Consider the following 25,394-nt stretch of genomic DNA (forward strand, 5'->3'; position numbering starts at 1 on the left):
GCTGCCGGCACTGTAGCCCGCGGCGACGCAACACTCCAGCCCGGACGGCCCGTTCAGGCACGTCCGGTCAGCTCCTTCCAGCGCTTCTCGAGGCGCTTCTCCGAGACCGGCAGCGCCGTACCCAGCTGCTGGGCGAACAGCGACACGCGCAGCTCCTCGATCCACCAGCCGAACTCGACCAGCGCCGGGTCCTCGATCCCGCCGCGACGCTCGCTCTCGCGCCGCGCCGCCAGCCGCGCCTCGAAGTCCTGCACCGCCTGCATGTGCATCTGGTCGCGCATGCGCTCTCGGGGCGCCTTCTCCAGACGGATCTGAGCGGCCTCCATGTAGCGCGGATATTCCGCCAGCCAGTCGCCGGCCTCGGTGACGAAGCCCGGATGCACCAGGCGCTGCATCTGGGCCTTGAGGTCACTGTATACCAGCGCCAGCGAAAGGTTCAGGTTGCCCTTCAACGCCTTGGTTACCGCCAGATGGCCCTCCAGCGCCTGCTTGAGGATGCCGAGCCGTTCCTCGGCACGGGGCACCAGGGCGTCGCGGGTCTCGGCCAGGCGCGCCTCCAGCTCGTCGCGGGAGCGCGGCAGCGGATCGACCGCCACCACCTGCTGGAAGACCGCGCTGACCAGGTCCTCGGCCAGCTGGCGCTTGCTGCCCACCTTGGCGAACAGCAGCGCGCAGGGCTGCAGGCCGGGCAGGCGCTCGATGGCGCGCACCTGGTCGGGTAGCCGCGCCATGGCAGCGCGCACCACGCCGCGGCGATGGGCCTCGCGGGCCTTGTCGGGGTGGTCGAACAGCTCGACCCGCAGACTGTCGTCCTCCGGCACCACCGCCGGATAGGCCTCGACGCGGATGCCGGCCTGGGTGGTGACCCGGGACTCCGGCAGCGGCGCCTCGGGCAGCGTCTCCAGGGCGTCCGCCTCGCTGGCTTCGCTGGCCAGTGCCCGTGCGCCCTCCCCGGCGGCGGCCTCGAAGCGCTGCTCAAGGGCGCGGATGTCGCGCCCCTGGCCGAGCTCACGCCCCTCGTGGTCGACCACCCGCAGGTTCATGATCAGATGCGGCTCGAGCTGGTCGACCCGCCAGTCGTCGGGCGTGAGCCGCACGCCGGTCTTGACCCGCAGGAACTCGCCCAGCGCCTCGGTGAGGGGCACGTCGTCCGGCGTCATGGCCTGCAGGGCGGCATCGACCCAGTCGGGAATCGGCACCACCTGGCGGCGGATCGCCTTGGGCAGCGACTTGAGCAGCGCGATGCACTTCTCGCGCAAAAGGCCCGGCACCAGCCACTCCAGGCGCGCCTCCGGCAGCTGCGGCAGCATCGCCGCCGGCACCGTCAGGGTCACGCCGTCGTCCTCGGCGCCGGGGGCGAAATGGTAGCTCAGCGGATAGCGCACGCCGTTCAGCGCCAGCTCGTCCGGGTAGTCGGCCTGGGTGACCTCCTCGGCCTCCCGGGCCAGCAGCGCGGCACGGTCGAACTTGAGCACGTCCGGGTCGTCGCGCTCGGCCTGCTTGCGCCAGGCCTCGAAGCCCTTGCCGTTGACGATGTCCTCGGGGATGCGCGCATCGTAGAAGTCGAACAGCGCCTCCTCGTCGACCAGGATGTCGCGCTTGCGGGCGCGATCCTCGAGATCCTCGACCTCCTCGACCAGCGCGCGATTGTGGGCGAAAAACTCGCCGCGGGTCTTGAACTCGCCCTCCACCAGCGCGCGGCGGATGAACAGCTCGCGGGACTCCGCCGGGGCGATCGGGCCGTAGTGCACCCGGCGGCGGCTGACGATCGCCAGGCCAAACAGCGTGACCTGCTCGAAGGCCACCACCTGGGCGCGCTTCATCTCCCAGTGCGGCTCGCTGTAGCTGCGCTTGACCAGGTGGCCGGCCAGCGGCTCGATCCAGGCCGGATCGATCTTCGCCACGGTACGGGCGAACAGCTTCGAGGTCTCGACCAGCTCGAAGGCCATCACCCACTTGGGCGTCTTCTTGGCCAGCCCCGAGCCGGGGTGAATCATGAACTTGCGGTTGCGCGCGCCCTGGTACTCGCGGTTCTCCAGCAGCTGGCCGAGGTGCGAGAGCAGTCCCGGCAGCAGCGCCTTGTGCAGCCGCACGGCGCTCTCGCGGCGGGCCTTCTTCGCCGCCTCGCCGTCGTCATCCTCGGCCGGCAGCGGGGCCGGCGCCGGCACGTCGATGTCCATGTCGCGCAGCAGCTGGCGCAGCTGGCGGAAGGTATCGTGCCACTCGCGCAGTCGCAGGTAGTTGAGGTAGTTGTCCTTGCACCAGCGACGCAGGCGGTTGCCGGAGAGCTCCTCGCGGGCGGCCTCGAAGCCGTGCCACAGGTTCACTAGGCCGACGAAGTCGGAGTCCGGGTCCTGCCAGCGGCGGTGAGCCTGGTCGGCGGCCTGGCGCTTCTCGGCCGGGCGGTCCCGCGGGTCCTGGATGGCCAGCGCCGAGACCACCACCAGCACCTCGCGCAGGCCGCCCTGATCGGCGCCGGCCAGCAGCATGCGGGCCAGGCGCGGGTCGATGGGCAGCCGAGCGAGCTTGCGCCCGAGCGGCGTGATGCGCTGGCCCTCGTCCACCGCGCCGAGCTCGAACAGGAGCCGGAAGCCGTCGGTGACGAAGCGCGAATCGGGCGGATCGACGAAGGGAAAGGCCTCGATGCTGCCGAGCTTGAGCGACAGCATCGACAGGATCACCGAGGCCAGGTTGGTGCGCCGGATCTCGGGATCGGTGAATTCGGGGCGGCCGAGGTAGTCCTCCTCGTCGTAGAGGCGAATGCACAGGCCCTCGGCCACGCGGCCGCAGCGGCCCTTGCGCTGGTCGGCGCTGGCCTGGCTGACCGCCTCCACCGGCAGGCGCTGGATCTTGGCCCGGTAGCTGTAGCGGCTGATGCGCACCAGGCCCGGGTCGATCACGTAGCGGATGCCCGGCACGGTGAGCGAGGTTTCGGCGACGTTGGTCGAGAGCACGATACGCCGCCCGCGGTGCGGGGCGAAGACGCGGTTCTGCTCGGCGTTGGAGAGCCGGGCGTAGAGTGGCAGGATCTCGGTGTCGCGCAGCTCGGCGCGGCGCAGGGTATCGGCGGCCTCGCGGATCTCGCGCTCACCGGGCAGGAACACCAGGATGTCGCGGGGGCCGTGCAGCCAGCCCTTCTCGCGCTCGGCGGCCTGGATCTCCTCCACCGCGTGCAGGATGCCCTCCTGCAGGGTGCGGTCCTCCTCGTCCTCGGCCTCGCGGGTCAGCGGCCGGTAGCGCACTTCCACCGGATAGGTGCGACCGGAGACCTCGACCACCGGCGCCGGACGCCGGGTGCCGTCCTCGCCCGCCTGGGCGAAGTGCTCGGCGAAGCGCTGCACGTCGATGGTCGCCGAGGTGATGATCACCTTGAGGTCCGAGCGACGGTCGAGCAGGCGCTTGAGATAGCCGAGCAGGAAGTCGATGTTGAGGCTGCGTTCGTGGGCCTCGTCGATGATGATCGCTTCGTAGCGCGTCAGGTCGGGATCGTGCCGGGTCTCGGCCAGCAGGATGCCGTCGGTCATCAGCTTGACCTGGGTGGCGTCGTCGGTGTGATCGGTGAAGCGCACCTGGTAGCCGACCTGCTCGCCCAGCGGCACCTCCATCTCCTCGGCCAGGCGCGTGGCCACCGAGCGGGCCGCCAGCCGGCGCGGCTGGGTGTGGCCGATCAGCCCGCGCCGGCCGAGCCCGAGCTCCAGGCACAGCTTGGGCAGCTGGGTGGTCTTGCCGGAGCCCGTCTCGCCGGCCACCACCACCACCTGATGGTCGCGCAGCGCCTCGAGGATGTCCTCGCGGCGCTCGGCGACCGGCAACTCCTCGGGATAGGACAGCGTCACCGGCCGCGAGGCACGGGCCTCGACCCGGGCGCGGGAGCGCTCGATCTCGCGGCGCAGCTCGGCGAGCCCGCGGTCCACCGGCTTGCCCTGGCGGCAGCGCCGAGTCAGGCCGGCGAGGCGCTTACCCAGGCGGGGCGCATCGCGCAGCTGCACGCCGTCGAGTTCGCCCCTCAGGGCCTCCAGGGCGGCAACATCGGATTCGGGCGCGTCGGGGGCTGGGGTCAGGGTACTCACGATGGACTCGAAGGCTCCGGTGATCGAACGGGCGGGACGACAGAACGGCTCGCATCGGTCGGGCGATACGAGCCTGCCATTGTAACGTCGCGAACCAGTCGGGGGCTAATCGACCCTCCATGCGCCCCTGGCTCAGGAGGCCTCGCCCGCTTCCTTCGCTTCGCCTTGCGCCTTGCGCCTCGTCGCGAAGCTGGCGGCGCAGCACCTTGCTGAACATGATCGCGCCTTGGGCAGCCGTGCTGCCCTAGGACGCCTCGCCCTCTTCCTTCGCTTCACCTTGCGCCTCGTCGCGAAGCTGACGGCGCAACACTTTGCTGAACATGATCGCGTCTTGGGCAGCCGAGCTGCCCTAGGTCGCCTCGCCCTCTTCCTTCGCTTCACCTTGCGCTTCGTCGCGAAGCTGTCGGCGCAGGACTTTGCTGAACATGATCGCGTCTTGGGCAGCCGTGCTGCCCTAGGACGCCTCGCCCTCTTCCTTCGCTTCGCCTTGCGCCTCGTCGCGAAGCTGACGGCGCAACACTTTGCTGAACATGATCGCGTCTTGGGCAGCCGAGCTGCCCTAGGACGCCTCGCCCTCTTCCTTCGCTTCACCTTGCGCCTCGTCGCGAAGCTGACGGCGCAACACTTTCCCCACATTCGTCTTGGGCAGCTCGTCGCGGAACTCCACGTGGCGCGGCACCTTGTACCCGGTCAGCTCCTTCTTGCACCAGGCGCGCAGGGTCTCGGCATCCAGGTCGGGGTCACTGGCCACCACGAACAGCTTGATGGCCTCGCCGCTCTCCTCGTCGGGCACGCCCACGGCGGCCGACTCCACCACCCCGGGATGGCTCGCCACCACGTCCTCGATCTCGTTGGGGTACACGTTGAAGCCGGAGACCAGGATCATGTCCTTCTTGCGATCGACGATGCGGATGTAGCCGTCCTCGTCGAAGACCGCCACGTCGCCGGTGCGGAACCAGCCCTCGGCATCGAGAGAGGCGGCGGTATCCTCCTCGCGGTTCCAGTAGCCCTTCATCACCTGGGGCCCCCTGACGCACAGTTCCCCGGTCTCGCCCAAGGGCAGATCGTTGCCATCCAGGTCGACGACCTTGACCTCGGTGTCGCCCATCGGCTTGCCGATGGTGCCGAGTCGGATGTCGTCGATGGGATTGAAGCTGACGATCGGCGAGGTCTCGGTGAGGCCGTAGCCCTCGGCGACGGGGCAGCCGGTCACCTCCTCCCAGCGCTGGGCCACGGCGCTGGTCAGCGCCATGCCGCCGGAGATGGTCAGATGCAGGGCGGAGAAGTCGAGGCGTCGAAAGTCCTCGCGCTGGCACAGGGCATTGAACAGGGTGTTGAGCCCCACGAAGCCGGTGAAGCGAACCGACCTCAACGTCTTGACGAAACCCTCCAGGTCGCGGGGGTTGGGGATCAGCACCGAGTGGTTGCCGGTCTCCATCATGAACAGGCAGTTCACCGTGAAGGTGTAGATGTGATAGACCGGCAGCGGCGCGACGATGGTCTCGGCGCCCTCGGCGAGGCCCGGGCCGATCGCCTGGCGCGCCTGGAGCATGTTGGCCACCAGGTTGCCGTGGGTCAGCATCGTGCCCTTGGCCCGGCCGGTGGTGCCGCCGGTATACTGCAGAGCCGCCATGTCGTCGCGGTCGCGACCGACCTCGCGATGCTCGAGGCGCGCGCCGCGCGCGAGCGCATCGCGAAGGCGCGTCGCCCCGGGCAGTCGATAGGCCGGCACCATCTTCTTGAGATACTTCACCGCGGCGTTGATCAGCGGCCGCTTGGGGAAGGGGTGCAGGTCGGCGATCTCGGTGACCACCACCCGCTCGATCCGGGTCTGGTCGAGGACGTTCTCCAGCTTGGCCGCCATGTTGGCCAGGATGACGATGGCCCGAGCGCCCGAATCCTTGAACTGATGGGCCATCTCCCGCTCGGTATAGAGCGGATTGGTGTTGACCACCACCAGGCCGGCACGCAGGGCACCGAACACCGCCACCGGGAACTGCAGCAGGTTGGGCAGCTGAATGGCGATGCGATCCCCTGGCTCGAGCCCGGCCTCGTGCTGCAGCCAGGCGGCGAAGTCGGCGGACAGGCGATCGAGTTCACGGTAATCCAGGGTCCGCCCCATGCAGGTGAAGGCGGGCTTGTCGGCGAAGCGCTCGATGGCGGCGTGGAAGACCTCCATCACCGAGGCATAGTCGTCGCGCCCCTCGAGATCGGGGCCGCGCAGGACGGCAGGCGTGGCGTGCTCGCTCATGGCATTCTCCAGGCTGTGGTCGACCCTGCGGGGATCGCGCCTTGTTGTTATTGCTGCATTGTCATGGTGTTGCGGCTATCCCTCCACCCTATCCCAGTCACGCCTCATCTGGGAATACACGATTAAAACTTACGTTTGAAACTTTCGTTCACTCCTCGGCGGTGAAGCGCCCCTGGATCTCGCCGTCCCGCCAGACCAGCAGCTCGCCGGGCACCATGCGCACCCATTCCTCGTTGTCGGTGAGCGGCTCGGTGGCGATCACCGACACCACGTCGTCGGGCGTGGTGTGCTCGGCGAAGTTCACCGCCATCTCGGCGTCCGAGAGGCTCGCCTGTCCGAACGGCGCCCGGCGGGTGATATGCGCCAGCTTGGTGGTGCAGTAGGTGTAGAGGTACTCGCCGTCGGCCAGCAGCAGGTTGAACACCCCGAGCCCGCGCAGATGCTCGCACAGCCCGTGCAGGTGCGCCCACAGCGCGCGACGGTCGTCCGGCGGCTCGGGAAAGACCCGGCGCAGCTCGCCCATCAGCCAGCAGAAGGCGTACTCGCTGTCGGTGCCGCCCACCGGCCGGTAGAACGACAGCGCCAGATCCTCCCAGCCGGCGAGCTGGCCGTTGTGCGCATAGCACCAGGGCTGGCCCCACATCTCCCGGGTGAAGGGATGGGTGTTGGCCAGACGCACCTGGCCGACGTTGGCCTGGCGAATGTGGCTGATCACGATATGCGACTTGATCGGATAGTCGCAGATCAGCCGCGCGATGGGCGAATGCACCGAGGGGTGCGGGTCGCGGAAGTCGCGATAGCCGCCGGCCTCGTAGAAGGCGATGCCCCAGCCGTCACGGTGCGGCCCGGTGCCGCCCCCGCGGGTCAGGAAGCCGGTGAAGCTGAAGCAGATGTCGGTCGGCACGTTGGCGCTCATGCCCAGCAATTCACACATGCGGGTCCCTGCGCTCGCGGGAGGAAGCGGAACGGCTGGTATGGCGCCACAGCAGGCGCAGCAGCACCAGGCCGATGGCCAGCACCAGCAGAATCCAGAACGTCGGCCCCTGTGACCAGCCACGGACGCGCTCGACCAGCCCCGGCCAGCCCTCCTGCCAGGCCATTCGCAGCGTGGCCGGCAGGTCGTTGACGCCCTCGACGAAGCGGTCGGCGAGGCTCGGCTCGGCCTTGGGGGCGGCCGCCTCGTCGGCATCGCCGAAGCGCTCGGCGGCCAGCGTCGGGCCGGCGTCGGCCCCGGCGATGCCGACCCGCGCGTCGGGGTTGAGCATCAGCCGCGGCAGGTTCAGCTCGCGGGTCTCGCCGTCCAGGGTGACGCGGGCGGTCAGGGTCAGCGGCTGGCGGAGGTCCGGGTCCAGCTCGGGCAGCGCCATCGTCCAGCGCGTCTCGCCGACCGGCTCGGCCTCGAGCGCCGCGCCGGCCAGCTCGCCGCGGATCTCGGTGTTGTCGCGGTTCAGGCGCGGGTGCTCGGCGGCCAGCACCACGCGGCCCTCGGCCGGGTCGTGAGCCACGCCGATGGACGGCAGCACGTTGACCGCCTGGCGGCGCTGGCGGGTGAAGCCGTCGCCGACGGCGCGCACCAGCAGCTGGGCGTTGCCGGTCAGCGCCGGCGCCGGCAGTTCGCCTCGGAAGCGGCCCTGGTCGTCGGCGGCCAGGGTCACCGAGGACTGCGCCTCGCCGTCCGGCGACGCCAGCGACACTTCCAGCGTCAGGTTGCCCGGCAGGGGCAGCGCCTCGCGCTCCGCCTCCAGCCAGGCCTCCACCGGCACCGGGAAACCGCGATAGAGGGTCGCCGGCAGCGTCGCGGTGCGCAGCCGCCAGGGGCCGCTGATGCTGATGCGGCTGCCGTCGTCCACCGGTCCCTCGAGGCGCCATTGCCCCGCCTCGGGCTCGGGCATGCGGATCAGGTCGAAGCGCGGCTCGACCTGCCAGTTCGCTCCCTCCGGAGCCGAATCGGCGCGATAGCGGGTGCCGTCGGGTGCGATCAGCGTCAGCGGCTCGGCCTCGGGATCGTGGAAGATCAGCGCCGAGAGCCGATCCACGCCCTCGTCGACCACGAAGCCGCCGTCGTCGTCCAGCGGCAGGCGGTCGGCGGGGAAGATGCGCTCGAAGATATCGAGGAAGGCGCCCATCAGCCCTTCCGGTGAAGCGACTCGTGAGGCCAGCCCGCCGGTGCGCTGGGCCAGACGCTCGACCAGCGCCAGGTCGGCCTCGTCGGAGAAGGCGATGGCATGCACCGTCACCCCCTGCGCCGCCAGCTCGGGGGCCAGCTCCTCGACGATGCGCCGACGCGAGGCACGATCGATGGCCGGCTTGTCGCCGCTGCCCGGCGGCAGATCGATGACGCCGTCGGTCATCAGGATCAGGTGCAGACCACCGCTGGCCTCGCCGTTCGCCGCCTCACGCAGCGCGGCCTCGATATCGGTGTACTGCTGATCGCGCGACGACGGCGGCAGCGACAGCGCACGTTCGCGCCAGTCGTCCCCGACCCGCCCCAGCGGCAGCGGATTGCCGACCCGCTCGCCGAAGGTCCAGACGCCGGCGCTGGCGCCCTCCGGCAGCAGCGAGACCAGCAGCCCCATGGCGCTCTCGGCCAGGCGATCCGGGTCGTGGTTCTTCATGCTGCCCGACACGTCGACCACCGCACGCACGTCGTCATGCTCCTGCACGGCCCGAGGCTCGGTCTGAGTCTGAGCGTGAGACGAGCTCGCGCCGAGCCCGAGCAGGCACAGCGCTATCAGCCACAACAGTCGCAGCGCGCCTCGGCCGCCGGGATTTCCCCTCTGCATCGAACGTCCTTAGCCGATCACCGGCTCGCGTCGCGCCTCACCGCCGTCCTGGCGGCCCTTGTCTTCGCTCTCCTGCTCCGGTGCCTGGCGAGCGGCCGCGCGGCGTCCGCGCCGCCACAGCAGCAGGCCCACCAGCGCGCCCAGGCCGGCCGCCACGGCCACCAGCATCAGCGCCGGCAGCATGGCGCCGCCATCGTGGGAGAGGAACGCCAGCCCGGCCACCACCACCGCGGGCGCGAAACCCTGGTAGACCCCCTCCCCGGTGGTCAGCGGCAGCTGGAAACTCGCCGGCACCCACATGATGCCGGCCACGGTCCAGGTGATCACCAGCCGCGGCAGGCGCGGCAGGAAGGCCAATCCCAGGTAGCCGGTGCCGAGCACCACCAGAGACAGCACGGCATAGGTCAGCCATAGTAGGGACATCGAATCCGAAAGTAGCATCGGTACCTCGTCATTGCGGCGTCGAAAGACGCACCCCGTTGAATTCACTCCGAGTATGGTACATCCCGCACCATGAAAGCACAGCCGCCACGTGACCCCGGCCCGACGAACATGACCGACGCCCCCCACCCGACCGCCGCGTTCCGGCGCGCCGACGACCCCGACTGGCACTGGCTGGAGCAGCGCGACGACCCGCAGGTGACGGCCTTCCTCGAGGCCGCCAACGCCCACTCCCGGGCCTGGCTCGCGCCCCTGGACGACCTCACCGAGCGCCTCTACCACGGCCATCTGGCCCGCCGCGAGCTGGCCGTTCACGGCCTGCCCACGGCGCTCGACCACTTCACGGTGTGGAGCGAGACCGCGGTGGACGCCGACCATCCGGTCTGGTGGCGCCATCCCAACGGCGAGCCCGAGCGCCGCGAGCCGTTCTTCGACCTGCAGCGCCGCGCCGCCGACCACGCCTTCTTCGAGGTCGGCGACATGTCGCTGTCGCCGGACGAGCGCTGGATGGCCTGGAGCGAAGACACCCAGGGCGACGAAATCTTCACCCTGTGGCTCAAGCGCCTGCCGGACGGCGAGCCGCTGGCGCTGCTCGAGGAGATCGGCCCCGAGCTGTGCTGGGCCGAGGACGGCGCCACCCTGCTGTTCACGCGCTATGACGCCACCCAGCGCCCCGAGAGCATCTGGCGGCTGCCGCTGACCCTCGGTGCCACGCCGAGCGCCGGCGAGCCGGCGCTGATGCTGCGCGAGGACGACCCGGAGTTCTGGCTGGGGCTCGGCAAGACCCGCTCGCGGGAGTGGCTGATGCTGGAGTCCGCCTCCAAGGACACCAGCGAGATCCACCTGGTTCCGGCGGACGCCCCGGCCACGGCGCCGACGCTGTTCCGCCCCCGCGAGCGCGGCGTGGAATACGGCGTGGATCACCGTCCCGGGCACTTCTACGTGCTGCACAACCGCGAGGCCCCGCACTTCTGCCTCGACCGGGTCGACGAGGCCGCCCCTCAGGGCGAGCCCGAGCGCCTGATCGAGCACCGCCAGGACACCACGCTCGAGGGCATCGACGCCTTCAGCTGGGGGCTGGTGGCCAGCGAGCGCGACCATCAGCAGGCCCAGGTCTGCCTGCGGGTGATCGAGCTCGACGCCGACCACGCCCTCCGGCGCGACGAGTACCTGCCGCTGCCCGAAACGCCCTGCAGCCTGGGGCTGGCCGACGCTCCGCACTTCGACGAGCGCCGCCTGCGGCTGCGCGAGGAATCCTTCACCCTGCCGGTGACCTGGACCGAGCTCGACCTGGACAGCGGCGAGCGCCGCCGCCTCAAGCAGCAGCCGGTGCACGGCGACCTGCGCCCCGACCAGCTGACCTGCGAGCGGCTGTGGGCGACTTCCCACGACGGCGAGCACGTCCCGGTCTCGGTGGTGATGCGCGCCGATCTGGCCGGTCACCCGCTGCCCACCCTGCTCTACGGCTACGGCGCCTACGGCGAAACGCTCGATCCCTGGTTCTCGGTGGCCCGCCTGGAGCTGCTGGCCCGCGGCGCGGCCTTCGCCGTGGCCCACGTGCGCGGCGGTGGCGACCGCGGCGAACCCTGGTACCTGAGCGGCAAGCTCGAGCACAAGGCCAACAGCTTCCACGACTTCCTGGCCGCCCGCGACGCCCTGGTCGAACAGGGCGTCAGCGACGGCGAGCGCATCGTCGCCTACGGCGCCAGCGCCGGCGGGCTGCTGGTCGGCGCCAGCCTCAACCTGTCGCCGGAGCGCTTTTGCGCCGCGGTGCTCGACGTGCCCTTCGTCGACGTGCTGCGCACCATGGAGAACCCCGACCTGCCGTTGACCACCGCCGAGTACAGCGAATGGGGCGATCCGCGCGAGCCGGCCGCCCACCGCCGCATCCGCGACTACTCGCCGCTGGACAACCTGCCCGAGCGGCCCTGGCCACCAGTGTTCCTGCAGGGCAGCTGGCACGATACCCGGGTGCCCTACTGGGAGCCGGCCAAGCTCTACGCCCGCCTGAGCGAGCTGGCCGTGGGACACGGCGTGGACGGACGCGACCATCCCACGCTGCTGCGCACCGACCTGGAGGCCGGCCACGGCGGCGCCTCGGGGCGCTTCAAGGGCTGGCACGACAACGCCCGCCAGGATGCCTTCATCCTGTGGGCGCTGGGGCTGGAGACACGGGAGGCTTGAGCGGCGCAGAAACGCAAGAGGCGGCCACCTGGCCGCCTCGTTTCGTCATGCCCCTCGTCGGGAGACCTAACCGTCGATCGGCAGGATCGCGATGATATGGTCCTCCAACTCCTCCTCGGGCACCTCGGACTGGGACACCGCGAAGCTGCGCACGCTGATGCCCTTGCGGTGCACCCGCTCGGGATCGCCCGAGATCAGCGGATGCCAGCCGGCGAGCTTGCGGCCCTCGGCCAGGCGCCGGTAGGCGCAGGACTTGGGCAGCCAGCGGAACTCCTCGATGCGCTCGACGGTAAGCTGCTGGCAGTCCGGCACCTTCTCGAAGCGATTGGCGTAGTCGCTGCAGCGGCAGCCCTCGATGTCGAGCAGCTCGCAGGCCACGTTGAGCACCGCCAGGTCGCCCTCGTCGTCCTGGAACTTGAGCAGGCAGCACTGGCCACAGCCGTCGCACAGCGCCTCCCACTCCTCATCGGTCAGCTCTTCCAGCGGGAAGCGCTCCCAGAATTTCTCTCTCATGTTCTCTCCTGCGCGAGGCCGGATCATGCCCGGGGTCAGACCCTTCAGGGATCATGCCCGGGGTCAGACCCTTCAGCAGACTTAGGAGCTTGCTCCTAAGTCTGCTGAAGGGTCTGACCCCATGTGCGAAGGCGGCCTTCGCGCGGCCCCGGATTCGCCAGACTAGTAGCGGGCCTCGGTAGGCGTGCGATAAAGATCCAGCAGATAGTCCTCCTTGGCCGGCGGCATCTGCAGGTAGAACCCCTTCTCCTCGATGGCGGCCATGACCTCGGCGCCGCGGGTGCGGGCCAGCGGCTTCTCGGGCGTGAGGATCAGCGTCAGCGCCGAGACCGGCTTGCCGAAGCGCTCGAGCAGCGCCTCGGGCACGTCCTCGAGGCCGCGGCGCTTGTCCACGTACAGGTACATCTCGTCCTTGCGCGGGCTCTTGAAGACCTCGCACAGCAGCTTGCCGTTCATGGTGGTCATGCGGGGACCTCACTCAGGGCACGTTCCAGGGAAGCGGCGAGACGCTCGCCGCGCCAGCCAGCGGGCAGCGGCAGCGGGCGGCCACGCAGCCGGGCGCTGGCCAGGGCCTCCAGGTCGCGGCGGCGCATCAGCATCTCGGGGGCCAGCCCCAGGGACTCGGCCTCGAGATTCACCACCTTTTTCATCGCCTTCAGGCAGCGCTTGAAGGCCGGCGACAAGGGCGACAGCGGCACCGACGGCAGCTCCGCCTCGTCGAGGAAGCGCGCCTCCTTGACCAGCGCCAGCAGGACGTCGCCCTCGCGCTTGACCAGCGGCGGCTTGATGCCCTCCACCGCGGCCAGTTCGTAGCGATTCTCGGGCAGCCGCTCGGCGATGGCGAACAGCAGCTTGTCGCTGACCAGCCAGCTGCGCGGCAGGTCGCGGCGACGCACCTCGCCCTCGCGCCAGGTGGTCATCAGGCGATAGGCCTCGATCTGGCGCGGGCCCAGCCGCCACAGGTTGCGCTGGCGCAAGTACCACTGGCCGTCGGCCTCGTCGCTGCGCGAGGCCTGGTCGGTCAGGGCGGCACAGTCTTCCTCGAGCCACGCCAGGCGGCCGTGGCGCTCCAGGGACTCGCGCTGGTGCTCCCAGACGTCCAGCAAATAGACCACGTCCAGCGCCGCGTAGGTCTTCTGGGCCTCGGAGAGCGGGCGCTCGAGCCAGTTCGAGCGGGTCTCGTCCTTGGGCAGGGTCTCGCCCACCCAGTACTCGACCAGCTTCTGGTAACCCATGGAGGTCACTTCGCCGAGCAGCGCCTGGGCGATCTGGGTGTCCACCAGCGGCGCGATGGGCACGCCGGCCCAGTGGGCGAAGACTTCCAGGTCCTCGCTGGAGGCGTGCAGCAGCTTCAGCGGCCCCTCGGCGAGCAGGCGGCGAAAGCGCTCGGTGCAGGCGACCTCCTGGGGGTCGACCAGGTAGGCCGGCCCGCCGGCACAGAACTGGATCAGCGCCGGCACCGGGTGGAAGGTGCGCTCGCGGAAGAATTCGGTATCCAGGGCCAGGACGTCGGCCTCGGCCACCTCGGCGCAGGCGGCGTCCAGCGCCTCGGGAGTGTCGATCCAGCGGATCTCGGGTGTCAGGGACATGCGGTCATCCGGCATGGCAGGGATGGAACGGCGATCATTCGCCCTGGAAAGGCAGCCGGCCGTTGAAGGCCCGGCTCAGGGTACCGCCGTCGACGTATTCGAGCTCGCCGCCCATGGGCACGCCATAGGCCAGGCGCGAGAGCTTGAGCCCCAGCGGCGCGAGCTGGGAGGCAATGTAGTGGGCCGTGGCCTCCCCTTCCACCGTGGGATTGGTGGCCAGGATCACCTCCTCGACGCCGGCCTCGGCGACCCGCGCCTCCAGCCGGTCGAGGCCGATGTCTTCGGGCCCGACGCCGTCCAGCGGCGACAGGTGACCGTGCAGCACGAAGTAGCGGCCCTGATAGCCGCCGGCCTCCTCGATGGCCAGCTGGTCGGCCGGGGATTCGACCACGCACAGCACGCCGTCGTCGCGGCGCGGACTGGCACAGATGCCGCACAGTTCCTCCTCGGTGAGGGTGCGACAGCGCCGGCAGTAGCCGACCGCCTCGAGGGCCGTGCCGAGCGACTCGACCAGCCGCCGGCCGCCGTCGCGGTCGCGCTCGAGCAGATGCATGGCCATGCGCTGGGCGGTCTTGGGGCCGACGCCGGGGAGCACCCGGAAGGCCTCCATCAGCCGTTCGACCAGGGGAGAAAAGCTCATGAGTCGTTCAGGGCTCAGGTCTCGTCATGGGACGAGATGAGCGCCACGCGGGCGCTCATCTCTCGTCGTTGCGTTCCGGCAGAGGCTTCAGAACGGCATCTTGAAGCCCGGCGGCAGGTTCAGGCCGGAGGTGGCGTCTTCCATCATCTCCTTGGAGTTGGCCTCGACCTTGCGCACGGCGTCATTCACGGCGGCGGCCAGCAGGTCCTCGAGCAGCTCCTTGTCCTCTTCCATGACGCTCGGGTCGATGTCGACCTTGAGCACGTCGTGGCGGCCGTTCATGGTGATCTTGATCATGCCGGCACCGGCCTCGCCGTGAACCTCGGCCTTGGCGACCTCTTCCTGGGCCTTCTGCATCTTCTCCTGCATTTCCTGAGCCTGCTTCATCAGGTTGCCCATTCCACCTTTCATCATGGTGACGTCCTCTCGATTGGATGTTCTGTCCGGCCACCCGGGCAGCCGGTGTCGTGTACGGTCGGTGTTACCCCTTCCGACGCGTGGCGTTGGCGTCCGTTCAGTGACGCGCCGCCTCGACGGGCTTCACCGTGGTCTCGATCAGCCGGGCCCCGAAGGCCTGCTGAAGCTTCTGTACCTGGGGGTCGGCCTGCAGCGCGGCCACCGCCTCGGCGTGGCGCTCGGCGGCCAGGCGGTCGGCGCGCTGGCGCGGCGTCTCGACGCCCTCGGGCAGCGGCCCGTCGGCGATCGTCAGGCGCCGCGTGAAACCGGCCCCGGCCAGCGCCTCGCGAATGCGCTCGACGTGGACGTCGGCCTTCATCGCCGCCTGGGACGGATCCAGCCGCAGCGTCAGGGCGTCGCCGTCGTCGGCTTCGACCACGCAATGGGCCGCCAGGTTGCGCGTCAGGCCGGACAGGCCCAGCGCGTCGAAGCGCTCCAGCCAGTCGGCATGGCTCAGCTCGCCCGGAGCGGCGTCGGCAGCCGAGGGGGCGGCCGGTGCCTCGGCCGGCACGGCCTGAGCCTCGGGCTCGGGAGCCGCCGCGACCGGCGCGGGCTCAGGCTGCGGCGCGGGCACTTGTGGCTGAGGCGCTGCGGGTTCAGGCGCGGGTGCCGCCTGAGCGGACGCTTCCTGAACAGGCGCGTCCTGGACAGGCACGTCCTGGATCCAGGGCGGCGGCTCGGGGGCCGATTCGGCTGCCGCGAGCTCGGACAGCGCGGTTTCCGGCGCGGCCTCAGGAGCCGGCGGCGGGACGGCGGCGGACTCGACCGGTGCTGGCGCCGGGGCCGGTTCAGGCGTCGGCTCGGGGGCCGGGGCGGATTCGGCCGCCGGCTGCGCTGCAGCGGCGCCAGGCGCCACACTCTGCGCTGGCGCGGCACTGGCGGCTTGATCGCTGCCACCCGCCGGCCCGGTGCCGCCTCCGGCCGCAGGAGCGCCACCATCGCCGCGCATGGGCAGCGGCGTCTGGGCCGGCTTCGGCACACCCTGGGGGCGGAAGGCCAGCATGCGCAGCAGGGTCATCTCCAGGGCGGTGCGCAGGTCCGGCGCGTGGGCCATGTCGCCGCGACCCTGGATGCCGATCTGGTAGTAGAGCTGGATGTCCTCGGCGGTGAAACGCGCGGCCAGCGCCAGCAGCGTCTCGCGGTCGCCGTGGCCGTTGTCCAGGGCGTCAGGCACCATCTGCGCCACGGCCAGGCGGTGCAGCACCCCGGTGACGTCGTCGAGCACGCCGGCGAAGTCCGGGCCCTGCTCGGCCAGGGCGGCGACCTCGGCCAGCACCCTCGCGGCGTCGACCTCGGCCATGGCCTCGAGCAGCGCCAGCACGTGGCGATGGTCGAGGGTGCCGAGCATCGCCGCCACGTCGGCGTGGCGCACCTCGCCCTGGCCGAAGGCGATCGCCTGGTCGGTCAGGCTCATGGCGTCGCGCATGGAACCCTCGGCCGCCTTGCCGAGCAGCCACAGCGCGCTCTCCTCGAAGGAGACCGATTCGGCTTCGAGCACCTTGGAGAGGTGGCCGACGATGCGCTCCGGCGGCATGTGCTTGAGGGTGAACTGCAGGCAGCGCGACAGCACCGTGGGCGGCAGCTTCTGCGGGTCGGTAGTCGCCAGCAGGAACTTCACGTGGGGCGGCGGCTCTTCCAGGGTCTTCAGCAGCGCGTTGAAGCTGCTGGTGGAGAGCATGTGCACCTCATCGATGAGGTACACCTTGTAGCGGCCCTGGGTCGGCGCGTACTGCACGTTGTCGAGCAGCTCGCGGGTGTCCTCGACCTTGGTACGCGAGGCGGCGTCGACCTCGATCAGGTCGACGAAGCGCCCGTCGTCGATGGCCTCGCAGCTGGGGCACTGGCCGCAGGGCGTGGAGGTCACGCCCTCGTCGCCCTGCCCGCCCGCGGTGCAGTTCAGGCACTTGGCGAGGATGCGCGCCAGCGTGGTCTTGCCGACCCCGCGGGTACCGGTGAACAGGTAGGCGTGGTGCAGCCGGCCCTGGTCCAGGGCGTTGACCAGCGCGCGCTGGACATGCTCCTGGCCGACCAGTTCATGGAAGGTACGCGGCCGCCACTTGCGGGCCAGAACCTGATAGCTCATGCAGCTCGGAATCCTTGCGGCTGGGCTGGCTGGCAGCCGAACACGAAAGCCCCGCCGGTGCGCGAATCGCCGACCGACGGGCTTGAAGAGATGGCCCACATTCTACCGGGTGGCGGCCCGGGCGCAAAGCGTGGACCGGAGCGGGTCAGCCGCTGCACAGCCGGCCGCTGTCGCGGATGTCGGCGAGACGCCCGACGGCGATGCCGTCGATACGTGAGAGCTCGCCGCTGCCCGCCCAGGGTCGGCCGTCCACGATGGACTCGGCGCGGGCCGGGCCGATGTGCGGCAGGCGCTCGAGCATGGCCACGGAGCTGGCATTCAAGTCGATGCAGCCGGCCGCACGGGCATGGGAGGCGCCGCCGGCACCGGCCACCTCACCGGCGCCGGGCGGCAGAGCACGCAGTTCGCCCTGATGCAGGGCCAGGTAGACCGGGGCGTGGTCGGAGACGTGCTCGCGGGCCGCAACATGATCGAGGCCGGTCAGCGCCGGATAGCGCAGCATGCCAAGTGCCTGCGGGCTCAGACGGTCCGGCCGATACCAGATGTTGTCGTAGGGACTGGCGTAGCGGCCCGGCGTGGTGCCGAGCGTGGTGGCCTGTCCGTTCAGCGCCGGCACCACGCCGAGCGCCCTCAGCGGTGCCCAGGCGGGATCGTCTGGCGCCATGTTGAAGTCGCCCATCAGCATTCGCGGGGTGTCGGGATAGGCCTCGTCGAGCCATTGCCAGTAGTCGGCCAGGGCCTCGACCTCGGGCCGACGGTCGGCGAGACCGTCGCCGTAAACCACGTGCACCGTGGCGGCGACGAAGGCGTCGTCGTTCTCACGATCACGGAAGCGCGCCGAGAAGGGTTCGCGGGCGAAGACGTCGCCGCGATCGATATACACCGCCCCGCCACCGAGCGAGGCGATGCGCGACTCGCGCCACAGGAAGCCGTAGTGCTCCTGGTAGCGGCTGCGCCCCACGGCGTGGCTGGCCATCGACGACCATGCCTCGCCGGACACGGCCTCGAGCTCTTGCTCCAGCGCCGCCAGCGCCTCGTCGTTCATCAGTTCCTGCACCGCCAGCAGGTCGAAGCGTCCGGCCACCCGGGCCACCAGATCGAGCCGTTTGTCGTTGTTCCAGCCCAGATGTTCGAGGTTCCAGCTGCCGATCACCGCGGCGCCGGCCAGCCCCGGGAAACCGGCCAGAGCCAGTGTAAGAAAACCTGCCAAGACAAGACGTTGCATGCGCCCCTCCATGTCGGAAAGGCGCTATCCTGCCGGTCGGCGATGGCGACATCAATATCAGCGGTCGCCAATATGCTACCGACGGCAGCAGGCTGTTAGGCTGGAAACCCGTCATTCAAGGAAAGGACGCCCCGATGCCTGCCATCCTGCTCTGGAGCCTCGTGGCCGTGGCGGCCACCGCCATCGTCTGGCGCGGCAGCGGGCTGCTGGAAACCAGCAGCGAGCGGCTCGCGGCCCACTACCGGCTGCCAGACATCGTCCAGGGCGCCATCGTGGTGGCCGTGGGCTCGAGCTTCCCGGAGCTCTCCACCACGGTGATCTCCACCCTGGTGCATGGCGAGTTCGAGCTCGGCGTGGCGGCGATCGTCGGTTCGGCGCTGTTCAACATCCTGGTGATTCCCGCCGTCTCCGGCCTGGCCAGTCGCCAACCGCTGACCGCCAACCGCGACCTGGTCTACAAGGAAGCCCAGTTCTACATGATCGCGGTGGCGGTGCTGACCCTGACCTTCGCCTTCGCCGCCATCTATCACCCCGCCGAGGCGACGGGCGGCGCCATCCGCGGCGAGCTGACCCGTGGCCTGGCGCTAATGCCGGTGGCGCTCTACGGGCTCTACCTGTTCGTGCAGTACCAGGACACCCTCGACCACGAAAGCGAGGTCGACGCCGGCGACGTGCGCCCGGGACGCGAATGGGCCCGCCTGGCGCTGTCACTGGCGGTGATCGTGATCGGCGTGGAGGGTCTGGTCCGGGCGGCGATCGCGTTCGGCGAGATCTTCGACACCCCGAGCTTCCTGTGGGGCATCACCGTGGTCGCCGCCGGCACCTCGATTCCCGATGCCTTCGTCTCGATCCGCGCCGCCCGTCAGGGCCGCGGCGTCACCAGCATCGCCAACGTGCTGGGCAGCAACACCTTCGACCTGCTGGTGTGCATCCCGGCCGGCGTGCTGATCGCCGGCACCGCCATGATCAACTTCTCCGTCGCCGCGCCGATGATGGCGGTGCTCACCGCCGCCACGGTGGCGCTGTTCCTGATGATGCGTACCGGCATGGTGTTGACGAACCCCGAATGCGTGGCCCTGCTGGCCCTTTACGCCGGATTCCTGGCATGGATCGGGATGGAGACGTTCGGGGTGGTGGACCTGGTGCCGAGCCTGCCGCCGCCCAGGGGATAGGCGGCGGCGATGCCCCGGCGGCCGCCGGGGCTGGCACGGGGGATGCGGCTTACTGCTCGGTTTCCTGCTCGCCGAAGCGGCCGGCGAACAGCGGCGAGGAGAGATAGCGCTCGGCGCTGTCCGGCAGGATCACGACGATGTTCTTGCCGGCGAAGGCCGGATCACGCCCGAGGCGCACCGCGGCGGCCACGGCGGCGCCGCAGGAGATACCGCACAGGATGCCTTCTTCCTGCATCAGCCGGTGTGCCATCTCCATGGCCTCGTCGTTGCCCACGGCCTCGATGCGGTCGACCAGCGACAGATCGAGGTTGGCGGGCACGAAGCCGGCACCGATGCCCTGGATCTTGTGCGGCGCCGGCGTCGGTGCCTGGCCGTCCCGGGTCTGGGCGATCACCGGTGAGTCGACCGGCTCCACCGCCACGCTGGTGATGGCTTTGCCCTGGGTCTGCTTGATGTAGCGCGAGACGCCGGTGAGGGTGCCGCCGGTGCCCACGCCGGCGACGAAGACATCGACCTGGCCGTCGGTGTCGTGCCAGATCTCGGGGCCGGTGGTGGTCTCGTGGATGCGCGGGTTGGCCGGGTTCTCGAACTGCTGCGGCAGGAAGTAGGTCTCCGGCTCGGCCCCGGCCAGCTCCTTGGCCTTGGCGATGGCGCCGGCCATGCCCTTGGCGGGCTCGGTCAGCACCAGTTCGGCGCCCAGCGCCTTGAGCACCTTGCGCCGCTCGAGGCTCATGGAGGCCGGCATGGTCAGCACCAGCGGATAGCCGCGAGCCGCGGCGACGAAGGCCAGGGCGATGCCGGTGTTGCCGCTGGTGGGCTCGACGATGCTCATCCCGGGCTTGAGCACGCCGCGCTCCTCGGCGTCCCAGATCATCGCCGCGCCGATGCGGCACTTCACCGAGTAGGCCGGGTTGCGGCCCTCAATCTTGGCCCAGATCGTGGCCCCTTCGCTGACCCGGTTGAGCCGGACCAGCGGGGTGTTGCCGATCGAGCGGGAATTGTCGTCGTAGATGCGTGCCATGGATCGTTCCTTGTGATGGGCGAATTAACGGGCGGCCTCGAAGCCGGTCAGCACGTTCACGGCGTTGATGCCGATCTCCTCGACCGCGTAACCGCCCTCGAGCAGGAAGGTCGTGGGCAGCCCCGCGCCGGCCAGTCGCCGGCCGAGCTCGGTGAAGTCGTTGCTGGTCAGCTTGAAGGCGCTGATGGGATCGTGTTCGAAGGCGTCGACGCCCAGCGAGACCACCAGCAGCTCGCAGCCGGCCTCGCGAATGCGCGTCAGGGCGTCGTCGAGCGCTCGGGACCAGACATCGAAGCCCGTTCCCGGTGCCATCGGATAGTTGTGGTTGAAACCCTCCCCTCGCCCGCGGCCGGTCTCGTCGGCGTGGCCCAGGAAGTAGGGGAAGCAGGTGCGCGGGTCGCCGTGCAGCGAGGCGAACAGCACGTCGTCGCGCTCGTAGAAGATCTGCTGGGTGCCGTTGCCGTGGTGGAAATCGACGTCCAGCACCGCCACGCGCCCTCTGCCGCTGTCCAGCGCATGCTGGGCGGCGATGGCGGCGTTGTTGAAGAAGCAGTAGCCGCCGAACTGGTCGCTGGCGGCATGATGACCCGGCGGCCGGCACAGCCCGAAGGCGGGCTCGCCGGTGGCCAGGGTGTGGGAGACGGCCGACAGCGCGATGTCCTTGCTGGCCAGGGCGGCGTCGAAGGTGCCCTCGCAGATCGAGGTCTCGGCGGCCAGCGCGTAGTGACCGAGACGGCCCTCGACATGCTCGGGAATGATGTCGTCACGCATGGTCCGGGTCGGCCAGATGCTGGGGATGGCCTCGCCGCCATGGCCAGCGGCGCGCCAGTCGTCCCAGCAGCTGGCAAGGAAGTCGACGTAGCCGCGGTCGTGCACCGCCAGCACCGGCTCGAAGCCAAACGCCTCGGGGGCGCGCACCTCGCCGAGCCCCACCTCGCGCACGCGCCTCAGTACCAGCTCGACACGCTCGGGGCACTCGTAGGGCGTCACCAGCTCGCCACCATCGAGCTCGGTACGGGCGCGGCGCAGGCCGGTGTCATCGCTGTGGAAGGTCAACATTTCACCATTGCTCCTCGTGATCAGACCCCTCTCCGGCGGCCAGGGCCTCGCGCTCGAGCGAGCGCTTCATGTCCTCGTCCAGCGAGAGGCCCGAGGCAAGCTGGTCGAGCCAGGCACGCTCCATAGGATTGTCATCGTCGATCACCGCCACGCTGGCCAGGTAGATCTCCCGCGCCGCCTGGGACGAGTCGGCCTGGCGAGCCAGGGCCAGCGCATCCAGCGGCGCCGACAGCTGACGCTCCACCCAGGCGTGCAGCTCGTCGTCGGCGCCGATGGCATCGATCTGCTCGGTGAGCAACGCGCGCTCGCGCTCGTCGACGTGGCCATCGGCTCGGGCGGCCATGATCATCGCCTGCAGCAGCACCAGGCTGCGACGCTCGAGTGGCTCGCCCTGGAGATCGTCCAGCGGCGTGCCCTCGTGGGCCTCGCCGCCGGACGACGCCCGGGCATTCTGCCAGGCCCTCCAGGCCAGCGCGCCGACGCCGGCGATAGCGCCGTACTTGAGCGCCTTTCCGCCCAGCTTGCGGCCGCGCTTGGAGCCCAGCAGCACCCCCAGGGCGCCGCCGCCAAGGGCGCTGCCAAGGCGGCCGCCACCCTGCCCGCCGGCCTTGCCGCCGGCGCCGGAGGTCAGCCCGCCGAGCAGCCCCTGGACATCCAGGCCACCGCGGCGGCCATCGCCGGCCTGGCGCATCAGCTGGGAAAGGATCCGTTGCGCGTTCATCGGCACCTCCTGACGGGAATTGCACGGGGCGGCGGCCAACGCCGGCCTCGCCCGGGCCACGACTATGACGCGCGCCGATAGCCGCTGCAAGCCTGGACGCGCAAGCACGGGCACGCCCCACGATGGGCATGAAACGAGGTGATCGAATAAAGAAGATAGAAACAGGAGGGCACAAATGGAGGCGGCCCCGAAAGCCACATCCCGGCACACGCGTCCATCACTACCGTTGCTCCCTTCCGGAAGGTCTGGACAGCGTAACCCATTGTTTTTAAAATGGAAGGTAACCTTACAGGCTAACCTCATACAGAGCGCTTACGATAGCATGCGCCCGACTAATTTGTCCCACCTACATGACCCACCATGTGCACTTGAGGCTTGTTACATTGGGCCTTGCACGAGGCTTCGACGAAGACATGCTAAGGAGGATTGTCCTACCTGCACTAATGAGAGTGCGAATGCTTCCGATTTGATGCACGTCGTTTCCCTATAAACACCTCAATCGCGTAAGAAACAAGAGCCCCTCAATGGCAAGTGCCCCTACTTAGTAAACAGGCCTCCATCGATTTTCATCGATATCATAAACAACGAGCCAGACATAGAATGTCTGATGCCAGTCAAGACAGAACGACCTACATATACTTGAGGTAAACGTGAACTACTCAGCTAGTGGATCACAAAACCCGTAAAGGTTGGCGTAGCAATGGTCAAGGGCAATACCATCACCCGCAGGGTCATGCATTACATTTGAACATTGACAACACCAACCTTTACGCAATTTATATTTCGCTACTGCATGGCTTCATAAATTTCCAACATTTTATCAAAGCGATCATTCACCGTACCTTTCAATCTATCTCTAACCTCCTGTGATTGTAACTGTTGCGGGTAAGGCGGAATGATCTCTTTAACCATTTTCGACAAACAAACATCTACCTCTTCTTGGGTTTGCCAAGTGTAATTACCTGCATAAGAAGCATCCAAAATATCTTCTGTAGCGCCAGTTTCAAAACTTACATAGCTATCCGAATATTGGGAAAAATGCTCCATGCTTTCTTTATCCAAAGCGACAGAAAGTTGATACAGAGAAGCAGCATGAACAACCTCTCTAGCGCGTTCCTCGTTAAAAACACCTAGCTCATAATTATTCAGTGCATACCCAATTATCGTACCAGAACAGCTTACAGCCGCCACTACATCAGAATTCAAACTCTCAAGGTCTTTATATTGCGCGTATGCGCCAACTGAAAACGGCACTGTTAATAAACCAACAAGCGCCCCGCACAGAGATTTTTTAAACATAAGTCATTCACCCTTAATCACGACATCAACTACATTCGACTCAGGAAAAACTTGAAATCTCTCCAAGCTTCCTTTTTATTGATTTGTAAGAGTTGGGGAGATTCCTATTTTCAAGCTGATCTAAGACTTTAAGAATATTACCAATTTTCTTCACAGTATTATTTCTATTCGTTAGCAGGAAGCCACGGGAACGTTGCTCACCTCTTAGGCCTAAAACGTCAGAATATAACTCAACGGCTTTATTAGAGCAAAGCAAATCCATCTCCAAAGAGTAATTCATGCAGATCACATTATGCTTCAAAAACTCTTCATTTGCCTTACTATGATTAACCCTCATAGTGCTTAAAATTTTATCACGATCCTTTTGCGCAGGAATTATAGACTCAAGAATCCTAATAGACTTGGCTTTGTATTCGTACCGATACTTCGGTAACCCTTCGTTGTTACGACTTTGCTGTAAGTCATCATTCAAATAAGGAATAAAAAAATCCTTATCCAAAATAATTAGAAAAGGAATACCAAGGTCTTTGACGATATGGTAAGGGTAAGCTAAATTATTAACCCCTCCTATGTTTACAACGCTGACTCCTTGCAAATCCAAGTCCACACCGTTCCTAAGAGACAAATGCTTTACAACTTCAGCCTCATTTTTACTTTCTACAAAAACCACATAATTCGCGTAAAAGAAGTCGCTATTTTTATATGAATGAAACTGATAGTACTTGAACTCTTCAAGGCCATGGTCATCGAAAAAAGATTCGCTTGTTTTAGCGACAATCGACTTAAAGCCTCGAACCCTATCTTCCGTTTTTCTAACCAAACATATTTTCCGATGATCAATATTATCAATGATAACTGTAGAATGAGTTGTAATTACAACTTGTGCAACATTATCATCTGGAGCATTTTTGATGGAATTGATAAGCTCTCTTTGTGCTTGCGGGTGAAGATTTGTCTCTGGCTCCTCAATTCCGAGGATAACTCTTTTATGCCTTATCTTTGCAAGAACCCTATGGAAAGCTATGATAGTTAAGCTTTGCAGACCTGTCCCACAATCATCAAGAGTACTTTCCACCCCATACTCATTAACATACATATGGATGTCTGTAAGAAAGGAAAGGAAGTTTGCTTTTTTATCAAAACTCAGGGAAAAATCCAACTCCTTTCTTAATGAATAAAACCTCCCAACCTCTCTAGATATCTTCTTAAGCGCACCGGACTCCAAGTAATCAGAAGCACCTTTGAATCTCGGGGTTAATGTATCACGCCTACTTGTCTCAATTTTCAAAAACTCTTCTACAAGCTCTTTTATAAGAGCATCTTCTTGCCACTTAAGCTGGGACGGGCTTCTATTTGGGGGTATATAAACAAACGCAAAATTCTCTAGGATATCACCAACGTCACCAATAGAAATATTTACAAACTTTCCTCCAACTTTTTTCTTGTACTGTAACTTTTTTGAAGATGGATGAAAGACAAGCTGTATATCAGCCCTCCCATTATCCGTGTGGCGCCAAGCAGCACTATCCTCATCAATATTTTCAAACCCCACAGTTATTTTTGGAATCGATGAGGGCGAATAATTATGCTTGCCTTGTGAAAAACTCAGCTCTTCTTCGAAAACATTAAAAAAACAATTCAAAGCACGGATAACAGCCGACTTACCACTATTATTTTGCCCCACAACAGCATTTATTGAGTCAAGCGGGATTTTACAAAAGTCTATAGAGCGAAACTTTCTTATTTCTATGTAAGATGCCTTCATAATCACTTCCCTGCGACCAAAGTATAACTTTGCATCCAGCTAAAGATGCTCGACCTTGCTCCTTTCTCAAAACTTATCATTAATGAGTTCTGATGAATATACCTGAGCGAGTACACCCTGCA

General features: G+C 66.6%; 19 protein-coding genes. 2 read left to right on the forward strand and 17 right to left on the reverse strand.

Translation table 11 applies throughout. From position 1 onward, the window contains the following. Positions 1-53: 53 nt before the first annotated feature. The 5 genes from hrpA to C9J49_RS11295 all read right to left on the reverse strand — a co-directional run bounded on the left by hrpA (position 54) and on the right by C9J49_RS11295 (position 9,527). The gene (gene hrpA / locus C9J49_RS11275; protein WP_107182143.1) at positions 54-4,070 is read right to left on the reverse strand and encodes an ATP-dependent RNA helicase HrpA; all 4,017 of its coding nucleotides are present in this window, start codon (positions 4,068-4,070) and stop codon (positions 54-56) included. 559 nt (positions 4,071-4,629) lie between these two features. Then, entirely contained in the window at positions 4,630-6,321 is a 1,692-nt protein-coding gene (locus C9J49_RS11280; protein ID WP_046080145.1) for an AMP-binding protein, read from the reverse strand. A gap of 148 nt (positions 6,322-6,469) precedes the next feature. Then, positions 6,470-7,255 (reverse strand): class II glutamine amidotransferase, encoded by a 786-nt coding sequence (locus tag C9J49_RS11285; protein WP_107182144.1) that lies wholly within the window; start codon positions 7,253-7,255, stop codon positions 6,470-6,472. Further along, complete coding sequence (locus C9J49_RS11290; protein ID WP_107182145.1) at positions 7,248-9,104, reverse strand: vWA domain-containing protein; 1,857 nt, start codon at positions 9,102-9,104, stop codon at positions 7,248-7,250. The genes C9J49_RS11285 and C9J49_RS11290 overlap by 8 nt, the downstream gene beginning before the upstream one ends. Before the next feature lie 9 nt (positions 9,105-9,113). Continuing rightward, positions 9,114-9,527 carry a hypothetical protein gene (locus C9J49_RS11295; RefSeq protein WP_237022312.1) on the reverse strand — a complete coding sequence of 138 codons (414 nt, stop codon included), beginning with the start codon at positions 9,525-9,527 and terminating at the stop codon, positions 9,114-9,116. Positions 9,528-9,617: 90 nt separating this feature from the next. Here C9J49_RS11295 and C9J49_RS11300 point away from each other — a divergent pair, with 90 nt between their 5' ends. Beyond that, positions 9,618-11,729 carry a S9 family peptidase gene (locus tag C9J49_RS11300; protein WP_107182146.1) on the forward strand — a complete coding sequence of 704 codons (2,112 nt, stop codon included), beginning with the start codon at positions 9,618-9,620 and terminating at the stop codon, positions 11,727-11,729. A gap of 66 nt (positions 11,730-11,795) precedes the next feature. Here C9J49_RS11300 and C9J49_RS11305 read toward each other — a convergent pair whose 3' ends face one another. The 7 genes from C9J49_RS11305 to C9J49_RS11335 form a co-directional block, all read right to left on the reverse strand. After that, the gene (locus tag C9J49_RS11305) at positions 11,796-12,242 is read right to left on the reverse strand and encodes a YcgN family cysteine cluster protein (RefSeq protein WP_107182147.1); all 447 of its coding nucleotides are present in this window, start codon (positions 12,240-12,242) and stop codon (positions 11,796-11,798) included. 162 nt (positions 12,243-12,404) lie between these two features. Further along, entirely contained in the window at positions 12,405-12,707 is a 303-nt protein-coding gene (locus tag C9J49_RS11310; protein WP_107182148.1) for a YcgL domain-containing protein, read from the reverse strand. Beyond that, the gene (rnd, locus tag C9J49_RS11315; RefSeq protein WP_046080498.1) at positions 12,704-13,831 is read right to left on the reverse strand and encodes a ribonuclease D; all 1,128 of its coding nucleotides are present in this window, start codon (positions 13,829-13,831) and stop codon (positions 12,704-12,706) included. Before rnd ends, C9J49_RS11310 begins: the two co-directional genes overlap by 4 nt. 34 nt (positions 13,832-13,865) lie before the next feature. Beyond that, complete coding sequence (gene recR / locus C9J49_RS11320; RefSeq protein ID WP_046080140.1) at positions 13,866-14,471, reverse strand: recombination mediator RecR; 606 nt, start codon at positions 14,469-14,471, stop codon at positions 13,866-13,868. A gap of 87 nt (positions 14,472-14,558) precedes the next feature. Beyond that, entirely contained in the window at positions 14,559-14,885 is a 327-nt protein-coding gene (locus tag C9J49_RS11325; protein ID WP_035599551.1) for a YbaB/EbfC family nucleoid-associated protein, read from the reverse strand. A 100-nt stretch (positions 14,886-14,985) separates the two neighbouring features. Continuing rightward, a complete protein-coding gene (gene dnaX / locus C9J49_RS11330) occupies positions 14,986-17,010 on the reverse strand; it encodes a DNA polymerase III subunit gamma/tau (RefSeq protein ID WP_111382308.1) in 2,025 nt (674 codons plus the stop codon). Between the two features lie 145 nt (positions 17,011-17,155). Beyond that, positions 17,156-18,235, reverse strand: a complete 1,080-nt coding sequence (locus tag C9J49_RS11335) for an endonuclease/exonuclease/phosphatase family protein (protein ID WP_046080137.1) — start codon at positions 18,233-18,235, stop codon at positions 17,156-17,158. 134 nt (positions 18,236-18,369) lie between these two features. Here C9J49_RS11335 and C9J49_RS11340 point away from each other — a divergent pair, with 134 nt between their 5' ends. Beyond that, positions 18,370-19,407, forward strand: a complete 1,038-nt coding sequence (locus C9J49_RS11340) for a sodium:calcium antiporter (RefSeq protein WP_107180785.1) — start codon at positions 18,370-18,372, stop codon at positions 19,405-19,407. A gap of 49 nt (positions 19,408-19,456) precedes the next feature. Here C9J49_RS11340 and cysK read toward each other — a convergent pair whose 3' ends face one another. From cysK to C9J49_RS11360, 5 genes are all read right to left on the reverse strand, one after another. Further along, a complete protein-coding gene (gene cysK, locus C9J49_RS11345; RefSeq protein ID WP_107180786.1) occupies positions 19,457-20,428 on the reverse strand; it encodes a cysteine synthase A in 972 nt (323 codons plus the stop codon). A 24-nt stretch (positions 20,429-20,452) separates the two neighbouring features. Then, positions 20,453-21,487, reverse strand: a complete 1,035-nt coding sequence (locus tag C9J49_RS11350; RefSeq protein ID WP_107180787.1) for a histone deacetylase family protein — start codon at positions 21,485-21,487, stop codon at positions 20,453-20,455. Between the two features lies 1 nt (position 21,488). Further along, complete coding sequence (locus tag C9J49_RS11355) at positions 21,489-22,208, reverse strand: tellurite resistance TerB family protein (RefSeq protein ID WP_107180788.1); 720 nt, start codon at positions 22,206-22,208, stop codon at positions 21,489-21,491. A 786-nt stretch (positions 22,209-22,994) separates the two neighbouring features. Next, on the reverse strand, positions 22,995-23,507 hold the full coding sequence (locus tag C9J49_RS16965) for a hypothetical protein (RefSeq protein WP_146612987.1): 513 nt from the start codon (positions 23,505-23,507) through the stop codon (positions 22,995-22,997). 40 nt (positions 23,508-23,547) lie between these two features. Further along, positions 23,548-25,272, reverse strand: a complete 1,725-nt coding sequence (locus C9J49_RS11360; protein WP_107180789.1) for an ATP-dependent endonuclease — start codon at positions 25,270-25,272, stop codon at positions 23,548-23,550. Positions 25,273-25,394: the final 122 nt, after the last annotated feature.

It is taken from the genome of Halomonas sp. SL1 (genome assembly GCF_003030865.2).
GTDB classification, from domain to species: Bacteria; Pseudomonadota; Gammaproteobacteria; order Pseudomonadales; family Halomonadaceae; genus Halomonas; species Halomonas halophila.